Source organism: Weissella hellenica, from assembly GCF_005405545.1.
Taxonomy (GTDB): Bacteria; Bacillota; Bacilli; order Lactobacillales; family Lactobacillaceae; genus Weissella; species Weissella hellenica.
Genome location: NZ_BJEG01000007.1, coordinates 12,133 through 30,545, shown reverse-complemented (window position 1 = coordinate 30,545; position 18,413 = coordinate 12,133). Strand labels below are relative to the sequence as shown.

General features: G+C 35.0%; 17 protein-coding genes, 1 other RNA gene and 1 pseudogene. 1 reads left to right on the top strand and 18 read right to left on the bottom strand.

All coding sequences use genetic code 11. The features are described from left to right. Positions 1 to 31: 31 nt before the first annotated feature. The 3 genes from FFM61_RS04915 to FFM61_RS04905 all read right to left on the bottom strand — a co-directional run bounded on the left by FFM61_RS04915 (position 32) and on the right by FFM61_RS04905 (position 3,710). The gene (locus FFM61_RS04915) at positions 32 to 1,339 is read right to left on the bottom strand and encodes a cytosine permease (RefSeq protein WP_210726681.1); all 1,308 of its coding nucleotides are present in this window, start codon (positions 1,337 to 1,339) and stop codon (positions 32 to 34) included. Between the two features lie 212 nt (positions 1,340 to 1,551). Then, complete coding sequence (locus FFM61_RS04910; protein WP_074427528.1) at positions 1,552 to 2,604, bottom strand: mechanosensitive ion channel family protein; 1,053 nt, start codon at positions 2,602 to 2,604, stop codon at positions 1,552 to 1,554. 119 nt (positions 2,605 to 2,723) lie between these two features. Then, the gene (locus FFM61_RS04905; protein WP_074427527.1) at positions 2,724 to 3,710 is read right to left on the bottom strand and encodes a GMP reductase; all 987 of its coding nucleotides are present in this window, start codon (positions 3,708 to 3,710) and stop codon (positions 2,724 to 2,726) included. Between the two features lie 195 nt (positions 3,711 to 3,905). On the opposite strand from FFM61_RS04905, the gene ssrA reads away from it, so the two are divergent. Then, positions 3,906 to 4,270, top strand: a transfer-messenger RNA (tmRNA) gene (gene ssrA / locus FFM61_RS04900). Between the two features lie 631 nt (positions 4,271 to 4,901). Here the strand turns inward: ssrA and epsC are convergent. From epsC to FFM61_RS04830, 15 genes and pseudogenes are all read right to left on the bottom strand, one after another. Further along, the gene (epsC, locus tag FFM61_RS04895; protein ID WP_074427526.1) at positions 4,902 to 5,411 is read right to left on the bottom strand and encodes a serine O-acetyltransferase EpsC; all 510 of its coding nucleotides are present in this window, start codon (positions 5,409 to 5,411) and stop codon (positions 4,902 to 4,904) included. Beyond that, entirely contained in the window at positions 5,377 to 5,688 is a 312-nt protein-coding gene (locus FFM61_RS04890; protein ID WP_074427525.1) for a hypothetical protein, read from the bottom strand. The genes epsC and FFM61_RS04890 overlap by 35 nt, the downstream gene beginning before the upstream one ends. After that, a complete protein-coding gene (locus FFM61_RS04885; RefSeq protein WP_074427524.1) occupies positions 5,678 to 6,589 on the bottom strand; it encodes a PLP-dependent cysteine synthase family protein in 912 nt (303 codons plus the stop codon). The genes FFM61_RS04890 and FFM61_RS04885 overlap by 11 nt, the downstream gene beginning before the upstream one ends. A gap of 429 nt (positions 6,590 to 7,018) precedes the next feature. Next, entirely contained in the window at positions 7,019 to 7,528 is a 510-nt protein-coding gene (locus FFM61_RS04880) for an Asp23/Gls24 family envelope stress response protein (RefSeq protein WP_074427523.1), read from the bottom strand. A 40-nt stretch (positions 7,529 to 7,568) separates the two neighbouring features. Further along, on the bottom strand, positions 7,569 to 7,748 hold the full coding sequence (locus FFM61_RS04875; RefSeq protein WP_240005972.1) for a DUF2273 domain-containing protein: 180 nt from the start codon (positions 7,746 to 7,748) through the stop codon (positions 7,569 to 7,571). 35 nt (positions 7,749 to 7,783) lie between these two features. After that, positions 7,784 to 8,338: an alkaline shock response membrane anchor protein AmaP gene (gene amaP / locus FFM61_RS04870; protein ID WP_074427521.1), complete on the bottom strand. Its 555-nt coding sequence runs from the start codon at positions 8,336 to 8,338 to the stop codon at positions 7,784 to 7,786. A 42-nt stretch (positions 8,339 to 8,380) separates the two neighbouring features. Further along, complete coding sequence (locus tag FFM61_RS09180) at positions 8,381 to 8,515, bottom strand: hypothetical protein (protein WP_255313610.1); 135 nt, start codon at positions 8,513 to 8,515, stop codon at positions 8,381 to 8,383. A 415-nt stretch (positions 8,516 to 8,930) separates the two neighbouring features. Beyond that, complete coding sequence (locus FFM61_RS04865) at positions 8,931 to 9,686, bottom strand: TraX family protein (protein WP_275669065.1); 756 nt, start codon at positions 9,684 to 9,686, stop codon at positions 8,931 to 8,933. Between the two features lie 59 nt (positions 9,687 to 9,745). Next, the gene (locus FFM61_RS04860; protein WP_074427519.1) at positions 9,746 to 10,309 is read right to left on the bottom strand and encodes a hypothetical protein; all 564 of its coding nucleotides are present in this window, start codon (positions 10,307 to 10,309) and stop codon (positions 9,746 to 9,748) included. Positions 10,310 to 10,520: 211 nt separating this feature from the next. Continuing rightward, positions 10,521 to 11,855 carry a C1 family peptidase gene (locus tag FFM61_RS04855; RefSeq protein ID WP_074427518.1) on the bottom strand — a complete coding sequence of 445 codons (1,335 nt, stop codon included), beginning with the start codon at positions 11,853 to 11,855 and terminating at the stop codon, positions 10,521 to 10,523. Positions 11,856 to 11,929: 74 nt separating this feature from the next. Further along, on the bottom strand, positions 11,930 to 13,606 hold the full coding sequence (locus tag FFM61_RS04850) for an aryl-sulfate sulfotransferase (protein ID WP_074427517.1): 1,677 nt from the start codon (positions 13,604 to 13,606) through the stop codon (positions 11,930 to 11,932). 621 nt (positions 13,607 to 14,227) lie between these two features. Beyond that, entirely contained in the window at positions 14,228 to 14,488 is a 261-nt protein-coding gene (locus FFM61_RS04845) for a hypothetical protein (RefSeq protein WP_074427516.1), read from the bottom strand. A 128-nt stretch (positions 14,489 to 14,616) separates the two neighbouring features. Beyond that, positions 14,617 to 15,495, bottom strand: a complete 879-nt coding sequence (locus tag FFM61_RS04840; protein WP_074427515.1) for an ROK family protein — start codon at positions 15,493 to 15,495, stop codon at positions 14,617 to 14,619. 280 nt (positions 15,496 to 15,775) lie between these two features. Further along, positions 15,776 to 17,566: an FtsX-like permease family protein gene (locus FFM61_RS04835; RefSeq protein ID WP_074427514.1), complete on the bottom strand. Its 1,791-nt coding sequence runs from the start codon at positions 17,564 to 17,566 to the stop codon at positions 15,776 to 15,778. A 12-nt stretch (positions 17,567 to 17,578) separates the two neighbouring features. Then, positions 17,579 to 18,330 (bottom strand): annotated as a pseudogene (locus FFM61_RS04830) (ABC transporter ATP-binding protein). Positions 18,331 to 18,413 lie beyond the last annotated feature (83 nt).

Below are 18,413 nucleotides of genomic sequence, written 5' to 3'. Positions count from 1 at the left end.
ATCCTCAAATATATTGTACGAAAAAAATCTATTATTTTACATATTTACCAAACACTTTTGTCAAAATATAATAAATGACACCAGAAAGAACCATCGTCACAAAGGTAACACCAATGGTTTGACTAATCCAAAAGACTGATTTCAAACTGAAATATAGTATGATTCCAACAGCCCATGATGCAATCGCAAGCCAATTTATACCACTAGCATACCAATATTTACCGGAAACTTTTGTTATTTCACTAATTTCATATTGTCCTTTACGAATAATAAAATAATCTACTAAGAACACTGCTATTTCTGGCCCCAAAAACATCCCAATATAATCCAAAAATACAGTAAAAGCATCCAAAAACGTTGCAAACAATAGCGGAATAAATGATACCAATGTTGCTATTAGCGTTACAATCCACAATGCTGGTGTTAGCTTTAACTTGTGCCACATATTTGTCAATGCTGAGCCAGCAGCCATTAGGTTCACAGCATTAGCAGTGGCTGATGTAATAATAATAACTAATAGTGCAATAATACCCAATCCCAATTTAGAAGCTATTGTTGAGGGATCTGAATCATTAGGGTCAAATGCCTGATTCATTACCGCTGTACCAATGGTTGCTAGTAAACCAATAAAAGCAAAGCTAAACAAACCAACATTAGCACCCAAGAATGACCAAGTAGTTCCACCTGACTTCTTTTTAGCAAAACGAGAAAAGTCAGATGATGCCGTTACCCAAGCCAAATTAAACGCCGCCAATATATCAATTGCTTCCCCTGATGAAATACGTACAGACTTAGGTGCTTGCCAGTCAAAAATTTGATCCAATGAAACATGTTGAAAAACCACGATTGCTTCCCAAATCACAAAAATGATAACTAATATAATCCCCACACGTTCAATCATACGAACTGATTTTTCGCCTAATGAAATTGATGCTAAATGCAATAATGACATGATAATGATTCCAACAACTAAACCAGTCTTACCGCCATCAGCATATGATGTCCAATTAAATAAATCTTTAAAAATGACAGATATAGAAATAGCAGCGATAAAAGTATTTGCTGCAGCCCATCCAATGAATTGAACCATATTAATAATTGAAGGTCCAAATGATCCTTTCAATCCAAAAGAAGCCCGTGTTAGAGTCATCATTGGCAATCCTGTTTTGTAGCCCATATATGATGCCAACGCTAAAAATATGTACGATATTATCCCTGTCGTAATTAACGTTGTTGAAGCTGTATATATACCTGCTGCCGCAATGACACCACCGATATACCAAGTACCATTGTTTGCATTAGCACCGATCCACGTTGCAAACATATCCCAATTTGACATCGTTCGTTGATTTTTGCCAATAGCCTGAATTTGACCAAACTCTTTTGCCACTTTTTTCTCCTTATTATTAAGTAAAAAAATCGCACCATAGCAATGGCGCGATTAAGTATACTTATCTTTTTTACGCGCTCCTTGGCCAGCTCTCGTCTGACCATTAAAAAAGCAATATTTTTATTGTATAAAACTATACCTGTTTCTAAAAATTAAGTCAATTACGAGTTTGGTATCAAACGATTAGTGACTGCTAATTGGATATCATGATCCGCTAAAATACGCATCACTGTCATATTTACATCTGCTCGTTCACCTGCAAAATTAGTGTCAGCTGCCATTTTCAGCATAACGCTAACATCAAATTCATATCCTTCTGGAAGCACTTGACTAATAGAAGCTGATGCTGAATTTTCAACAAAATGATCATCTTGCGCTAATTTTGCCATCGTATCTTCTGATGCTGCAATAATTTCTTGCGTTGTGGTATCTAAAGATAAATAAAATGTTAAGCCTATTTTTCTAGTAACGACTCGCGACCAATTTGTAATTGGCTCATTTGATAATGTTGCATTAGGAACAATTACTAGTGCACCATCTAAAGTTCGAATTAACGTTGACCGAAATGTGATGTCTTCTGCAACTCCAGCTACCGAAGGTGATTCGATATTATCACCAATTTGGAATGGTTTCTCAGTAATAATAATGATACCACCCAGCAAATTTTTAATTGGATCTTGCGCCGCCATTGAAACAGCTAATCCTGCTAATCCCAGTCCTGCAAAAACACCGTTAACATTAATTCCCCAGTCAGATAAAATCATCGTCACAGTCAAAGCCATCACAATAAATTGTAATGTGCGTTTTAAAAATGGCATCACAATAGAATCAACTTCGATATGGACTTTCGTACCAAAATACCTAAGTAAATCGGCTAATGACGTCATTAAAGTATAAATACCATAACCAACGCTAAAAATTAAAACTGATTTATTAATATCATGAGCATAATGCAGAATAGTTCGCGGTGCGTGTGCAACATGCAAAGCCCAGACTATCCCCGCAAATAGAATTGCAATTTTTACAGGCCGTTCAAATGCTTTTAAAATATCGCGCCAAATTGAGAACCGTTTTGAGACACGTTTTTCAATTTGTCCAAATAATGGGGTAACAATCCCCTTCGTTACAATAATCGTTATAATTAGAATTATTAAAGCGAGCCCAATAGCCTGCCAATCAAAACTATTGATTAACCATCTTTGCAAAATATTCATGTACAACTCCCTTCAATAATATATACAACAATATGATACCTAATTTTGCATTACCATGCACCCTTTATCCAGATTTTTATCATATAAAAAAGCACTTCAAGCTGAAGTGCCTTTCCAAATTAGTATGAATCTCCATTCACAATTGAGTTTTTTACAATAACATAATCCACATATCGTAAATCTTTCAACTGACGTCCACCTGCGTATGAAATAGATGATTGTAGGTCTTGTTCCATTTCAACAAGTGTATCTTTAATAGCCCCACGATATGGTACTAACAACTTCTTACCTTCAACGTTTTTGTATTCACCCTTTTGAAACTGAGAAGCTGAACCAAAATATGTCTTAAACTTTGCCCCATCAACTTCTACGATATCGCCAGGTGTTTCAGAATGACCAGCAAATAATGAACCAATCATCACCATCGTTGCCCCAAAGCGTACTGACTTGGCAATGTCACCGTTATAACGAATCCCCCCATCAGCAATAATTGGCTTTTTAGCAGCCTTTGCACACAAACGAAGGGCTGCTAATTGCCAGCCGCCTGTTCCAAAACCAGTCTTTAACTTAGTAATGCAAGCTTTTCCAGGTCCAACACCCACCTTAGTTGCATCAGCACCAGCGTTTTCCAAATCACGGACCGCTTCAGGAGTGGCAACGTTACCAGCAATTACAAAAGATTCTGGCAACGTCTTTTTAATATACTGAATCATTTTAATGACTGAGTCAGCATGACCATGCGCAATATCAATAGTAATATACTCAGGAATTAAATCTGTTGCTTTTAATTGATCAATAAATTCATATTCTTCTTGCTTAACCCCAACAGAAATTGATGCGATTTGACCTGCTTCATGAAACTTCTGCACAAAATCCAAACGTGTTTCTGGATTAAATCGGTGCATGACATAAAAATAACCATCTTTTGCTAATTGCATAGCTAATTCATCATCAATAACTGTCTGCATATTTGCAGGGACTACAGGTATTTTAAATGTATGATTACCTAACGTTACCGAAGCATCCGCTTCTGAACGACTATCAATAATACATTTATTAGGGATTAATTGAATATCTTCATAATCAAAAACAGTTGTAATTTCCATATTAATAAACTCCTAAAATAAACGTTCGCTTTTTTATTGTTTTAATTTAATCTTAACCACCAAAAGTAAATTATACACGAACTAAATATAATAAACAACTTTTTCACAACCTAAAAATGCGAATGTTATAGAGGTTTTTCTATAAACTTTATATTTGTTTAGTAACGAAATGTTTGCTATAATAAATTGTTTGACGGGGTCGTTACGGAATCGACTGGCATTGTTTGGGCCGGCACTGCGTTTAGGGGTTGTGGCCCTATAATCCACTCAGTAGAATTAACTGCAAAAAATTCAAACAATAATTACGCATTAGCTGCCTAAAAACCGGCTAGCGTTGCTTATAGTTGTATTAGTTGTGTGCTACTATAAGTCTAAAAATGAACAACCTGCGCTAAATTATCTCCGTCTGGGGTAATTTAGAAGAGGATAATCAGGCTAGCTAACTCGATCGCTTAGCAAAACGGCGTGCGATTAGTGAAATTTAAATTGTTTTGCTATGAACGTAGATGTGTCGGTTGCAAAATGTTAGGACAGGGGTTCAACTCCCCTCGGCTCCATTTTATAGGTACTAGAAACGTTGTTTTAAAGGCGTTTTCATTACATTTGGTGCCGAATTAGTGGCAAACTCAATTTTGGTTTGTTAATTATATTTTTAGACCTGTTAAGTTTTTATCTTAATGGGTCTTTTGTTTGTTATTACAATTTGATTGATTTAGCATATTTGACTTCAAATTATATCGAAAAAAACACAAAAGTCCCACTGGGTAGAGTGAGTTACTCTACCCAGTGGGACTTAATTTTAATCAGCTAAACCTATACCATCGTTAAGCATCAATAATTCTCTTTGGTTAATAAAACATGTATCTAGGACAAACCTTGACTGCGATTACACAGATTTAGAAATATTTAAGTTCCGTTTCAATCAAATGTACAATAAAGTCTTAATGATTAAATTTTGATACTGTGTGTAACGTGCTGTTAACTACAGTTGTTCAGGGTGTAAAATATTGCCCCCTCAAGTGTAGATTCGCCTAATCTCTTAGTTACACGAGTGTGCCTTGTAAATACATCTGCAATTGGTAAGCGTGTTAATAAAAAGTCGTGCTTAACTACGATATTGTAGCTATTTACCATATTCTTTGTGATTACTTTACCAACGTGTATTAACTTCTATTTGTGTCTTTTTATTTGTCATGATCTATTTTCCCAAATAATTCTAGCTGGATTACCAACTGCTGTTGTTTTATCCGGAACATCAACTAAAACAATCGCACCGGCGCCAACCTTACTAAAAGCGCCCACTGTGATATGCCCCAATATTTGAGCATTAGCACCAATGAAAGCCCCTTGTTTAATATAAGGATGACGCACATCCGGATTTGTTTTTCTAGCACCAAGCGTAACACCATGTAAAATGGTAACATCATTTTCAATAATTGCTGTTGCTCCAATAACAACACCAACCCCATGATCAATAAACAATCGTTTACCAATTCTGGCTTGGGGTGAAATAGTTATTCCTGTCGTATGGGCTGCATGTTGACTGAGTAAATTAGCTATTGTAAAAAATCGCCTTAACGCTAAAAAGTGGGCAATTCGATACCAAAACAAAGCTCGGATTCCTGGATAAGTTAGCACTACTTCCAAAAGGGTGTGGGCTGCTGGATCACGGTTCAAGATTGATTGCGCCGTTTGAAACATGAGCACCACCCCTCTTTCTACCAACTAATAGCTGATTTCTCTGATTTTTAATTTCCTCTGTAATATCAGCAATCAAATTCCCAAAAGCTGCCCAAATTAGCACATCTGAACGGCCATATTCGAAATTTTTCTCACCAATTATCTTTTGATAAAGGATTGATATAGCAATTGCAGCTGCAATTTTGCCAATACCCTTGTTTTCACTGATTTCGCCACATAATAATTTTGTGCCAAATTGCATAGTGCTTGCCCTACTTATTTGTGTTTTATAATTCATAAATATGTTCGCTCATATACCGTTCGCTGCTGTCGGGGAAAACGGTAACGATGTGGCTATTATCTGGTAGATTCTCAGCAATTTTTAGACTCGCTGCCAACGCTGCACCACTTGAACTACCAATAAATAGGCCTTGCGAAGCAGCCATTTCCTTAACTTGTTTAAATGCATCAACATCTGAGATAGTTAAGATTTCGTCTATGGGAACTTCTTTAAAAAATGGCGGAATAAATTCAACCCCGATTCCCTCGGTTCGATGAGGATGCGCAGGCCCCCCATTTAAAATGGATCCCTCTGGTTCAACGACAACCGTTTTGGTGCGAGAATTTTGCTCCTTCAGGTATTTAGAAATACCCGCAAACGTGCCACCACTACCTGCCCCAGCAACAAATGCGTCAATTGGATGATCCATATCGTCAAGTAATTCTGGTGCTAATGTATGGTAGTAAGTTGCCGGATTAGCTGGGTTCTGGAATTGCATTGGGACAAAACTATTGGGAATTTCAGCCGCAAGTTGCTCGGCTTTTTCAATGGCGCCACGAATACCCTGATCACTGGGTGTATTGATTAGTCTAGCCCCTAATGCTTTCATGAGGATCTGTTTTTCATGGCTGAATTTTTCCGGTACAACTAGAATGGTTGGTAGCTGATAACTCCGGGCAGCTAAAGCAACACCAATACCGGTATTACCTGCAGTGGGTTCAATAATCGTCGTACCTGTCGTAATTTGATGGCGATTAATTGCGTCTTGAATCAGATATTGTCCCAAGCGGTCCTTGATACTGCCACCAGGGTTAAACATTTCCAGTTTTGCATAAATGTGACTATGATGCGGCACATCAATTTGTAAATCAACAAGCGGCGTATGGCCAATAAGTTCTGAAACTGATTTTATTAACATAATATTATCCTTCTTAAAAATCATTTAAATAGAAAAAGGGTGCGAAAACTCAAATGAATTTTCGCACCCTTTGTTAAGTTCATGCCTTTGACAGGCATTGAATTTTCAAGGTCATTATTCCTCAAAAATGTCAACGCTAAAAGGCCAAACATCGCCAAAAGTGCGATGCTTGACAGCAGTTATTAATCACATTAAACATTGATTGAATCATAATGAACCCTCCGAATTTATTTGTTCATACTATACTGAATCGCAGCAACTTTGTCAAATAATTATATATATAAGAATCAAATTTGACAATTAAAGCTAGAAGTCCCTACTAAAATAGTTACACAAAATCAATGGCTGATACACAGTTAAAAAACTCGAAAACCTGGCATAATCACAGATTCACGAGCTATAATTTACATTAATTTATGTCGCAAACTATTACTTTACACGTTCGTCATCAGATACCATATTCGCAGTTGATGATTTTACACTCTCAACACCGTTTGATGTTTTTTCCTTTACAACACCACCTGCATCAGTTACACGATCTTGTAATGTCGTTTGTGCGCTTTCGAATTCTTTTGAAGTTTGAATGTCCACAACCTCGACATTTAATTCAACTAATTCTAAGCTTGTTGTATCCTTCACTTGCTTACTAATTGCTTGTACTAAAGCCTTGTAAACATCGTGAGCATTGTGTCCGTAGGCCATAATGATGCTTAGATCAACAGCAACTTGTTCTTTACCAACTTCAACATCGATACCGTCAGTTGGGTTGTCACTGTTAACAATCTTGTTCTTAATGTTAGTAACAAAACCACCATCAACGCCTAGCAAACCAGGTACTTTTTCAATTGAGTTACCAACAATCTTTTGAACAACTTTGTCATCAAATGTTAGTTCACCTTTTGTTGCAACTGCTGTTTCGTTCTTCTTTTCAATAGCCATTTTAAATTCCCCTCTTATCTATAAACGTATATAGGATCCATTATTTTCTTGTAAATATTTTAGTAATAACTGATAGATTAATATTATATCTACCAAGTAAAGAACCAATTCCTGCTGCTAATAAAGTAATGATTATGATTAATATCGTTTTCCAAAAACCAACAGTTACTAACAAAGTTGATAGAACGAAACCGATAAGACCACTAATCAATATTTTCATTGATCTACTGTCCAACATTTAATTCACCTTCCTTATTAAATAACTCGCGCCGTTTTGCGCTTTGAATTTGATTTTTGATTTACTTTAATATCAACTTTAACTGGTTGCTTGCCTTCTCCCGCAAGCAATTCTTGAACACTCTCACGTAATTCATCTGAAATACGTGGTAGCTCTTTAACAGTTGCTTGCTTATATGCTGCATCAGCAACAATATAAAATTTATGTTGTCGCTTTGTATTTTTAACCTTAATTTTGATATTTGATAAATCTTCACCGGAAAGTTTTAGCTTAATAAACTGAGTGATACCATAGTTACTTAGTGCTAAACGACCACTTTTATTCTTCTGCAGTGGCACATCCTTTAACTGTTTTGGCCAACCTAAGACAACAATCAATACAATCGCTGTAATAGCTAATAAAGTCAAACCGTAATAGTAAATAAATGTACTAGCTGACAAAGTAACATTCAGCCCAATTTCTTTCAGTAATCTGACTGATTCTGTATAAATATTGGGCCAAATCAGCAAACTAATTCCGAGCAAATATCCAAGAGTAAAAATCACTAATAGACTTCTTTTACTTTTTTGCATATCACGCCTCTAGACTTAATTTAAGTTTACTCGTCGAAATAATTAACCATGCAATTTATCTTCTAGTTTATCACCGACTGCATCAATTCCCTTTGCTGTAAAAATTGTTCCTAAAATCGTAATACCACTCACAAGTAGCATTAAAGATAGGGCCACTTTAAAAATCTTACCAATCATCTATTCCCCCCGTTTCTTACGTGCCATATAACTATTAAAACCTTTTACGATTACGGTAATGCTTAAGCACTCCATACAAGCGCGACAACAATTGTAATACTGTCATAATTAGAGAAATTTTCTCTAATAAGCCAAGTTTGCCATCTTTTCTTTTCATAAGTACTCCTCAATCTATCTACAAAATAAATAATGACAACTGTCTTACCCCTAATTACAAAGCCATAGTAACATGCATAAATACGATTATCAATTAATCTGCTCAAAAAAATAATATTTAATACGTTTTACTGTTGCCTTATATAATGCTTTTTAAATTTAAAAGCATTAAATTAATTTTTATAATATGCATACAAATTAAAAAGGCCGATATATCAGTGTTTTCGCTAATATATCGGCCTTTTCATCTATCAAATTTTTAAAAAATATTACTCAAAATATATATTATGATCAAATGGATTGGGTAGAAATAATAAAACAGATTCTTCTGCCATTTTTGCCCATTACCACCGCGCTGCCCATTGTATAGATAAATAAACGGTAATACTGTAATCATCATATATTCATCATCGAAGGTCAATGTCTGATATAAGGAACCTACTTCAACTTGTCCAAAGTAAGTCATCAAAGCATGCACAAACAGAAGTATTGAAAAAATTGTCACACCCATACTAATTCTTTTAAAGTTTCCTCGGAATAGATAAAAAATTAATCCCATTACCAATTCATACGGACCACCTTCACTAATGATGATAAATGGCATTATCACCACCAAAGCGATAATTAACATCGTGTATCTTGCAATGTGCAGATGATTAACAATCATCGTATCTAATATCCAAATCCACAGCAACACAAGCGCCAATGTCATAAAAATATTTTGACCTTGAAAAAGATAAAAGACGTCGAATTGTTTTGTGTAAGGATTCGTCGTATTATTCGTTAAAATATTGGACAATAAATTAATACCATACATTAACACACCACCAACAAATAGACGTAAGAAATACTTTTGACGACTATGTGTATAGTAAAATCCTTCAATAATAAAGAATATGAATAAAGGCGCAACAAAGCGTCCTAAAAGTGATACCCATAACGGTAGATGCAAAACATTACCCAGATAGATATTAATATGATCGATTACCATGAAAATAATACCAATTATTTTCAAAGAAAATCCGGATAATCCTTTTGTTTCTGTTTGTAATAGCTAGAAATATACTGATAGGCTTATTGTAATCCTGTTAATATATCGCGTAAGACACTATCTCGATAAACTGGCTGCTTTTGAAAATTTCGTCGTTCCACTTCTACCGCCTGCATGGCTTGATCAGACGCCTTTTTTTGGACATCTAGCTTATCAACTTGAGTCACATCATCGGCTGCTAACATTGCTACCAACGCATGATAATACCCTAAAAACCAGCCATTAAAATATGGCATAATAAAATTTTGGATTTTCATTGTATTATCTTGGTGTGCCGTTATAGCATGCGCTTCTTCAGATAGCATGCTGACCACTTCTTTCCCTACAACAGTCTTAATCTGTTCAATTTCGGCTACAAATGGTGTAAATCGTTCGTTGGCCAATGCTTCAATTTGATCCACCCAAGCAGCTGTTTGTGCTGCAGGTTCAATTCCAGAAGACACGCCAATTATATAGAGATATGCTGCTTGAAAACCGCGTTGCATTCCCTGCACTAAAATTGGTCGTAATAATATATCTATCTTTTGATCATCAATAGCTTGATTATTGAATAATTCTAATTTTTTTGATAATTGTTCTTTTAACATATAAGCCTCATTTCGTAATAGTCTATCTTATGATTATAAACTAAAAGAGCTACTAGTTTTCAAACTAGTAGCTCTTCACTAAAAATATATTAATCAAACACTTGTAAGTTTTATAGCGTAAACGCGTTCCAAAAGGCTGAAGCCTCAAGCAACACAATTTACGTATCGGCTTCAAAAAACTTTTGTCCGACTCTTTTTAATTAGCATATTATTAAGCTAACGCACCCATTGGATCCCAAGGTGCTAATTCTTTAGGTGTTGCACTTTCAAAAATGTCACGTAATTCTTCTGGCAAATATTCTTTTTTAATCACCACTTGATATGTGAATTGATCAAACCATTCATCTGACATTGTAAAGTATCCCTTGTGACCGTTCTTGTCACCCCAAGAATTTTCAACCTTCCATTTAGTTGGTTGACCATCTACTAAATCAACACCAGTCAAAACCATGGCGTGAGTCATCAATGAATCACCGTAATCTAAACGCTCTGCTTTAGTTAAGCTAAAATCAATATCAAATAAGCTGTCTTCGTCATACAATTCAGTATCCATCAAACCAGCAACACGATCTAGCTTAGGTCCCATATCAACCCCAAACCAAACATTTTCACCAGCTGAAAGTTGCTTGATTGCAAGGTCCTTAAATGTATCCAAATCAAGATTTAAATGCTTGACATCGCGACCGCCAACAACTGAACCCAACATCTTTACACCATATGTTTGGTTGTATGGCTTATCTTCAGTTGGTGCATTGATAATTGAAATATACTCACTCAAATCCCAACCAATATATTTCTTAAAGAAATTTTGTGGCGTCATGCTTTGCTCACGGTGGAATTCACCATCTTTATCACGGAATGAAAAATCAAATGATAGCGGCGGCTCACCAAATGTTAGTGATAGCATGTAATAGTTTTCTTTATTTAAAGCCTCAATCTTAGCATCAATATCAGCCTGTGATGCACCATCATTAACCAAGTTACGCAAAGCAATTGCATCTTTACGTAACTTACCATTAAACAGACGATTAAATTCAGCTGAATGTGATGATGCTTGTGACTCAGGAAATGCTGATTGTGGCACAACCCCATACTTTTCAATAATCGCAACAATCATGTCCCATTGACCACCATCTTGTTGTGGTGTTGCCAAAAGAAAGCTTACTTCACGATCAGTTGTTGCCTTATCTGCAGTTGCCACGATATTATTGTAAAAATAATTTGCTTTTTCAAACTTGTCCCAGAAAAATGTGTAGCTTTGTGATAACTCAAAATCACCCGGCAACCCATACATTGCTTTCATATCATGACGCATTGTATTCAATGCCGCAAACATCCAGCAACGCCCTGACTGTAATTGATTAGCCACAGGTGAGCTTTCTAAATCAACACTAAAGACAGGGGTCAATTCACCAGCACGTTGATTGTCACGAGCTGCCTTTAAAATACCATTAGTTGTTACAGCCCCACGTAAAATAGCTGCTTCAGGTTTTTCATCAACATCCTTTTTAAATGCTGCTAATTGTTCTTGGGTAATTTCACTCATTTTTTAACCACCTTTTTCTCATAATTATTTAAGTTTATCGTTTTAAATACTATTATGCAAGGTCAATAAATTAATTAAGATATCTTAATACGATAAGCACGATAGACGTAACCCTTTGATTGTAAGTTACTTAATTCAACATTGAATACCTGATATCCTTCTGGCGTAACCTCTAAAATATTTGAGGCATCCCCATTTTTGGCATTTAAATAACCAAAATCAATTAGGTAATTTCCATTATCTAATAGTCGGTTCGAACCAATCCTATCAGTATAATTTGCTTCTCCTAACGCCTGTCCATATGACCAAATTTCTTTAGCTGTCATATTTTTTAAATTAATTTTAAGTTCACGCCCTGCTGAATACTTTGTAGTCGTTTCTTTATCGCCATATGAAACAGCACTATTATTATCATAGAATGAAATGATCTCTTGACCATCCTTTTGTGATCCAGGCACCACACGAGCGTCATGTTGACCACCATTAATTGATGTGCCATCTGCGTATTTAAGTACGTACTGCCGCCATTCTTTTGGCCACTTCGCCTTTGGTTTACCAGATAATATCCACTTTGGCTTCATTGTCTTATAGTCAAATTTCATAATTAGATCTTGGTGTCGAGAAGAAATAATGATGCTATCATCCTCCTGATCATAATTAATCGAGTTCTGATGTAACCAATCAATTTTACCATCACTACGCTTAGTTGCATTGTAATGCGCATAGGTTTCATCAGGAAATAGCTTCTTAAAATCAATTACCCGTTCTGCCTTACCTGTCTTACGATTAATTTCAACCATGGTATCTTCAATATACTTTGAACCGTCTGAAACAGTGGCTAACAAGTTACCATTCGGTAATTCAATAACATCATGATGGACAACCGTTGTTTCCCCATCTTTCTTATTCGTAGATTTCAAATTTTCTGTTGATGATGTTTTATTACTAAACTGGTAATGACGATAAATTTTACCGACATAATCTGTTTCAATTAAATCATTGTAAACAAGCTCACTATTATTCTGTTTACGTAAAATCAATAAATGACCATTTTTTAATGTTTTAAAAATATGTTGATTATATTCTGTGGAATACCAACGAATTGCACCATCTGCATCAATTGCAAATGGATTTTTAGTCGTTCTTGTAAAAACAGTTAAACCATTATTCCCAATTGCCATTTGATCTTTACTTGCCATGTTAACCTTAATATTGACATCAGCCAACCGTGTTGGCAATGGCTCCGTTTTAATATTTATAACTTTTTCTTCAACTTGACCATTCTGTTTCGTTATTTTAAATGTTACTTTATTATCCGTATCAGCATATAAACCTACCACATTTACACGATGATTTTTTGTCTGTTTATTAACGGTGTTTGTAATCGCAGTATTATCTGTTTTACCAGCCACCGTATAGCTCACTTTAGCCGGTGTATCAGTTTTAAAAATGACCAAAGCCGTCAATGGGGATGTCTTATACGGATTAGCTTGTATAAACATCTTATCCGGCGTATATTGAGCATCTCGTGTTGCTTTATCATACTTTTGGTTCAACTCTTTTTGTTTATCAAGCAAACCGCTGCTTAGGTGAATATCTAAATTATCTTTAATTTGTTCATCTGTTAATAATTTGGGATGTTGTTCACGATACACTTTATGTCCGTAAACACTACCTCCAATAATAAAAATACCGATAATTACAATTAATCCCCATTGCCATACTTTTTTTCTATTTTTCTTCTCTCTCATCCCGACCCCTTCACTAGTAATTATTAGTTATTGTCTAACTTATCTGTTGTCCCGATAAAAATCAAGCTTTTATTAAAATTAGCCTTTTTTATACGAAAAACACCTACTAATGTTTGTTTAGTAGGTGTTTTTAATCAAATAACTCAATAATAAATCATTTGATTTTCTTAGGAGTAGGTATCTAAATTTTATTTTAAACACTTGAGTAAATTTTTATGAGTATGAGCTGTTAATTGGGGTGGGCTCCCCTATCAACAACACTCATATTAAATTTTTCATCTTAAAATAAATATAAAATAACTTAAAAACAACCTTAACAAAATTAAAAGTGGCTTTACTCCCTGACGGAACATAGCCACTTTAAATCATCTATTTTTAAGAGTAGAAAACATGAATAAGATTGATGACTTATCGTAGATTATATCACTTAAAAATGATAGAAACAATCATTTTTCTAATTTTAGTTTAATTTTTCATTCTATTTTTTGCCATTAATCAGTTTTCGTTACCTTCATTAACCTTAAACCATGTCTATTCAACAATTGATTTTTAGTCATTTCACTACAATTAAACAAACAATACAAAAAAGCCTCAAAAATTACCATTGAACTTTTGAGACTTTCATTTTTTATTTTCTGCAACAACGACTTTTAAAGTTTCTGGGTAAACACCACCATTTTGATTTCTCTTCATAAATAACCCTTTAAGGGCCTGTTTAAGATAATCTTCTCTTGGATCATTCACTGCTCGCCAAGTTGCCAAACCACCCATGGATTTAATAATAATATGCCCAACATCAGCATAAACGTTTTGTCGATTTTCAACGTAATAATCATATATTATTACATCTCTATCTTCATATTGTTTAATAACCGTTAACATATTAATTCTCACTTTTTTGTAAATTATATCTTGAGGTAACCAATTAATTATATCGTATATCAAGAATTTAACAAAATATATCTGAGATAATTTGTAAACAGGTGTTGTAGCTATTAAAATTAGCTTTTTTAGTCAGAAATCATATCCTTTGCTAAGTAGAAGCAACCATAGATTCCGGCATTATCCCCATTACCGACTGAGACAATGTAGTCATCCAAATCAGGAACAGCAAGATAATCATGTAATTGTTCAGCAAATGACTCACGAACCATTGGTAGTAAGTTTTCACGATGTGGTACGCCACCACCAAACACAATACGTTCTGGACGTAATGTTGCCGTATATGTCAATGCAGCTTGTGCAAGATAATATGCTTCGATTTCCCATGCTAAGTGATCATCAGGTAATTCCTTTGCTGAAACGCCCCAGCGTTGTTCCATAGCTGGACCAGCAGCTAAACCTTCTAAACAACGATCATGATGGAATGGGCATAGTCCTTCGTAAGTATCTTTTTCATGCTTAGCCATTACAATATGCCCAGCTTCGGGATGTGAGTACCCTCCTACAAATTGACCATTCGCAATAATACCAGCGCCAACACCCGTACCAACCGTTAAGTAAACAACATTTTCTACATCTGATGCTGCACCAGAAACATATTCAGCCCAACCAGCAGCATTTACGTCAGTTGTCCAATAGTATGGTATATCACGCCATGATTTCATAGCACCCAAAAAGTTATACCCTGACCATCCCCGCTTAGGTGTATCTAGCACATAGCCATATGTTGCACTATCTGGTTTAACATCAATTGGTCCAAATGATGCAATTCCAATTGCTGCAATATCTTCATATTGATCAAAAAATTCTTGTACTTTTTTAACAGTTGCTGCTCCATCTTCAGTTGGAAAGCTTTCACGAGCAATCACTTTTTCTGGATCTTCAACTGGGGCAACAGCCACCACAAACTTTGTTCCACCTGCTTCAATAGCACCTAACAATGACATTTGGGAATCCCCCTATGATTTTTTAATTTATTTTTCTATTCGTAAGGTATTTTAATGCAATTCTATAACAATTGCAAACGTTTACAAAAAAGATTATTTAATTAGGCACAAACGTTTACGCAAATAATCTATAAAAAATAATCGACTCTATAAAATAATAAATGAAAAAACGCCTATCTTGCGCGTTTAGATAGGCGTTTTATATAGTATGGACGTCTCATTACTCCACAACATTTTGAATATGTCTTCATTATAACGTATTCTCTGTAAAAATGGCGAATTAGTTTTTTATTAAACGACGATACATCCAGACTGTTAAGACATAATAAATTAGATACAAAACTAAGATTCCTACTAATGACGGACCAAAGCCGAGATAAATATTCTTTTCACCTGCCATTAATGGCGCAAACATTTTTAGTCCAAAGACAACATCAAGAATACCAATAATCATGGGGATACCAAATAAGATCCCTAAGTCAGTTGCAACGGTCTGCGTAATTTGCTTATTACTTGTACCAATCATTGCCAAAATACGGTAACGTTGCTTATCATCTGCAACCCCAGATAACGTCTTAAACATTAACGTTGCTGCTAGCATTGCTAAGAAACCAATTCCCAAAAAGACTCCCATGAATTCAATACCACCAAAAATTCCTTTGGTTTGTTGATATCCTGCATAAGAACCAGCAGCATATTCCACCTTAGTATTGTTTACTTTTTCTTCAATATCCGCATTATGCGCCAATTCTTTTTCATTAACCAGCATATCAGCAACTTTGACTAATCGTAACGACTGCACCTTAGCATTAGTTGGCATTTCTGATTGATTTTGCGTAACAACTACTTTAGCACCATAGCTTTGGTTAAGTAACTGATTAGCAATTCCTTCTAACGTATACTCAGATCCAGGTGTTTGACGAATATAATCTCCAGTTAACCATTTTGTCCGCATTGATGCCCCATTTTTTTCAGGTACTCGAGCTGGTAATTTATTTTGATTAAATTCTGCACCATTAAAATACACAGTTTGTCCATTTTTAACATAATGGTATGTTTGTTGCCATGTTATATCTTTTAAGTTATCCGTTTTAACTTTGTCAGTATCATAAACTGCTGTCATTGAGTAGCTTGATTCAGCTAATTTCGGCAACATACGGTAGTAACCTTGACCAACTGACATGGCACCCAATGCTAGTGCAAACATAATGGCAATTGATGATAACATCCGTTGATAGTCTGGTAAACGGAATGATAACTGTCCATTAATAAATGAACGTAATCCTCGCATACTAAATGATGATTGACGCATTCCATTCGTTATCATTTTTAATGTGCGACTGATAAACCAATAAGTTCCCCAAACATTCAGAACCAAAATAAGTACAAAGCCTGCCATACCTAACGATGCTATCTTTGGCATTAATACATAACTACCAATTAACAAAGCTAGCCCAATTAAACCAAAAAATAGATCTACTTTTACATGCACTTTAGGTTGATTAACTTGTTTATTAGCCAATAGTAATGTCAATGTATCTTGTTTCCGCAAGCGACGTTGATTGTATAAACCATTTAGCAAGAATAATACTGTGAAAAACATCAATGTGATAACAACTGACTTAATCGAAATTGACTGCCAATGCGTCAATTCAACCCCTAATAGTTTAATCAAATAGCTACTACTCAATGACGTTAATGCAAACCCCAAAACAATTCCAATGATTGTTGAAATAACACCAATACTTAACGTTTCACGTAACAATAGCGAACTAATTTGTTTTTTACTTGCACCCAACATTGACATCAATCCATAATCTGACTGACGTAATCGTAGCAAAAATGCATTGGCAAAATTTAGATATACAAAAGTAATAATTCCTAAAAGAATTTCCCCAATTACGAAAATGATTGAGATTTGTGACACGATGGAATTTGATTCCAAAAATGCTTTGTTATTAGCCATTGCACTAAACATATAGAAAATGGCCGCTGAGATAATCAATCCAACAAATAATACAATATAATCACGCCACTTTGATCGTAGTGATTTTAAAGCAATTCCAAACATATGCGCCTCCTACTAGTTAAAGTTCCCTAATTCAGATAAAACTTGTTGATAAAAGACTTCACGCGGTTGATTATCTCGATTAATTGTTTTCGTAATTTCACCATCCGTTAAGAACAGAATACGTGATGCAAATGATGCTGAGAAAGCATCATGCGTTACCATAATGATTGAATACCTTCATTACCATTAATACTTGTCAAATAATTCATCATTTCACGTGCATTTTCAGAATCTAATGCCCCAGTTGGCTCATCCCCAAATATAAGCGCCGGATTGTGCACCAAAGCACGTGCTGCACCAACACGTTGTTGTTGTCCTCCCGAAAGTTCACTTGGGTATTTATTTAAATAATCTTCAATATGCAACATTTGCGAAACTTTTTGAACAGCTTGCTTAATTTTTTTGACACTAGCTTTTTGTAAAGTTAGAGGCAAACTAATATTTTCTTGCACAGTTAAACTATCAATCAAATTATAATTTTGGAAAATAAATCCCATATCTTGACCACGGAATTTTGAAACTTCTTTATCAGATAATTGCCAAATATCTTTATTATTGATTGTGACAGTTCCTGAAGTTGGCGCCATCAATGTTGATAAGATATTTAATAACGTTGATTTACCAGATCCAGACGGACCCATAATTGCAACAAACTCGCCCTTATCTACTGAAAATGAGAGATCATGTAAAACATCTTGTTGTACACCCGCTGTACTTAAATAACTTTTATTTAATTGATTCGCAATCAATAATGATTCAGTCATAACTTTTCTCCTAATATTTCTATTTTATTTCTTTTATGTTACAAGCAATACTATACACAATCTAATATTGGGTTGTCAAATGT